Source organism: Bradyrhizobium sp., from assembly GCF_049691595.1.
Lineage (GTDB): Bacteria > Pseudomonadota > Alphaproteobacteria > Rhizobiales > Xanthobacteraceae > Bradyrhizobium.
In genome coordinates, this window is the sequence record NZ_JBAVNZ010000254.1 from 1 (window position 1) to 2,310 (window position 2,310).

Annotated in this window: 3 protein-coding genes and 1 pseudogene; 3 read left to right on the forward strand and 1 reads right to left on the reverse strand. The window is 64.7% G+C overall.

What is annotated here, in order from left to right; genetic code table 11:
- The 3 genes from WCE35_RS11345 to WCE35_RS11355 all read left to right on the forward strand — a co-directional run.
- Positions 1-427: Gfo/Idh/MocA family oxidoreductase (locus WCE35_RS11345; protein ID WP_424593432.1), on the forward strand; the 427-nt coding region annotated here is incomplete at its 5' end.
- Entirely contained in the window at positions 424-891 is a 468-nt protein-coding gene (locus WCE35_RS11350; protein ID WP_424593433.1) for an acyltransferase, read from the forward strand. The genes WCE35_RS11345 and WCE35_RS11350, both read left to right, overlap by 4 nt.
- Positions 892-903: 12 nt before the next feature.
- Entirely contained in the window at positions 904-2,001 is a 1,098-nt protein-coding gene (locus WCE35_RS11355) for a DegT/DnrJ/EryC1/StrS family aminotransferase (protein WP_424593434.1), read from the forward strand.
- Between the two features lie 33 nt (positions 2,002-2,034).
- Here WCE35_RS11355 and WCE35_RS11360 read toward each other — a convergent pair.
- A pseudogene (locus WCE35_RS11360) lies at positions 2,035-2,310 on the reverse strand (phenylacetate--CoA ligase family protein); the annotation flags it as partial.

A 2,310-nucleotide genomic window follows, 5' to 3' on the forward strand; every position in this document is an offset into this window, starting at 1 on the left:
GGATACGGCGGTCGCGACGCTCAAGTTCCGCAATGGCGCGCTGGGGGTCATCGAGGCGACCACCGCCGCGCGTCCGACCGATCTCGAAGGTTCGCTCTCGATCCTGGGCCAGAAGGGAACGGTCGAAATCGCCGGCTTCGCCGTCAACCAGATCAGGCACTGGCGGTTTGTCGATGAGCTTGCCTCGGACAAGGACGTGGTGGAGAAATTTTCCGTCAATCCGCCGAACGTCTACGGTTTCGGCCACCAGGCCTATTATCAACACGTGATCGACTGCCTCACCAATCAGCGCGCGGCGCTGGTCGATGGGCTCGAAGGACGCAAGAGCCTGGAACTGATCTCTGCGCTCTATGAATCGATCGAGACCGGGGCGGAAGTTGCGCTCCGGTTTACGCCGCGGCTGAGCCGGCTCGGTGTTGCCTCGTGAACCGGCCGGAAGCGCATCAGGCCGGCATACGCGACGTCGAATTCGGCGCGCGGGTCAGGATCGTCGAGCCCTGCAACCTCTACGGCTGCCGGATCGGCGACGATTGCTTTGTCGGACCGTTCACCGAGATTCAGAAGGGCGTGGTGATCGGCGCCCGCAGCCGCGTGCAATCGCACGCCTTTGTCTGCGAACTGGTGACGATCGGCGAAGACTGTTTTGTCGGCCATGGCGTGATGTTCGTCAACGACACTTTCTCGACCGGCGGCCCGGCCCGCGGCCGCAAGGAGCTGTGGCGCGAGACCGTGATCGGCAACCGCGTCTCGATCGGCTCCAACGCCACCATCATGCCGGTCAGAATCGTCGATGACGTCGTCATCGGCGCGGGTTCGGTGGTGACACGGGACATCCTTTCGGCCGGGACCTATGCGGGCAATCCGGCGCGCCGGCTGCCGGCGGGCAGGTAGGAAAGACGAACGATGCCGGTGCCTTTCGCGGACTTGCAACGCCAGTATCAGAGCATCAAGAGCGAGATCGACGGCGCGATCGCCGCGGTCATCCGCGACAACGCCTTCATCCGCGGACCCTATGTCGATGCGTTCGAGCGGGAATTTGCCGCCGCGGCCGAGATCAGGCATTGCGTGTCCTGCGCCAACGGCACCGACGCGCTCTATCTCGCGATGGCGGCGCTGAAGGTCGGGCCCGGCGACGAGGTGATCACCACGGCGCATTCCTGGATCAGCACCTCGGCGATGGTCACCCATGCCGGCGCGACGGTGGTGTTTTGCGACACCGACGGCAGCACCTTCACGATCGACCCGAAGGCGATCGAGGCCGCGATCACGCCGCGCACCGTCGGCATTATCCCGGTGCATCTCTACGGGCAGCCCGCGGACATGGATGCGATCATGGCGATCGCGCGCCAGCACAAGCTCTGGGTGATCGAGGATTGCGCGCAGGCGCATCTGGCGCGCTACAAGGGGCGGATGATCGGGACGTTCGGAAGTGCGGCGACCTATTCATTCTATCCGGGCAAGAATCTCGGCGCGATGGGCGACGCCGGCGCCGTCGTCACCAACGACGATGCGCTGGCCGAGCATATGACCATGCTGGCGCGGCACGGTGGCCTGGTGAAGCACCAGCATCAGATCGAGGGCATCAACAGCCGGCTCGATGGCATGCAGGCGGCGATCCTGTCGGCCAAACTGCCGCATCTTGCCGGTTGGACCGGCGCGCGGCAGCAGGCCGCCCGGGTTTACGATGCCGGCCTCAATCAGATCGAGGACGTCGTCGTGCCACAGGTCGCGCCGGACCGCACCCACGTCTATCATCTCTACACCATCAAGCATCCACGCCGCGATGCGCTGGCGGCGCATTTGAACGCCAATGGCGTGCAGACCGCGATCAACTATCCGACGGCGCTGCCGTTCCTCGCCGCCTACCGGCGGTTCGGTCACCGTCCCCAGCAGTATCCCAATGCGTCTGCCGATCAGGGCCGGATCCTGTCGCTGCCGATGTTTGCTGAGATCACGCGCCAGCAGCAGGACGAGGTCATCGATCTCGTTCGCCAATTTTAGACCGGAATTGCCCGCGGCCGCGACGAGAGCGGTTCAGCGCTCGTCCGATATCGCCTTGCCGTCATTGGGCAGCGAGCCGGCGCCGACCAGTTCGACCTGGCCGCCAAGCTTTGTCACCGCGCGCAGCGTGGCCGTGAGTTCGCTCAAAAGGCTTTCGCTTGGAGAAGCGCTTTCGCATCTGAGCGTCATCACGTCGGTCTCGCCTTGTCGGGTGACGACGAGACGCAGCCGTCCCAGTCCGGGATGGCGCTTGCCGATCTCGGCGATCTGCTCCGGCCGCACGAACATGCCCTTGACCTTGGTGGTCTG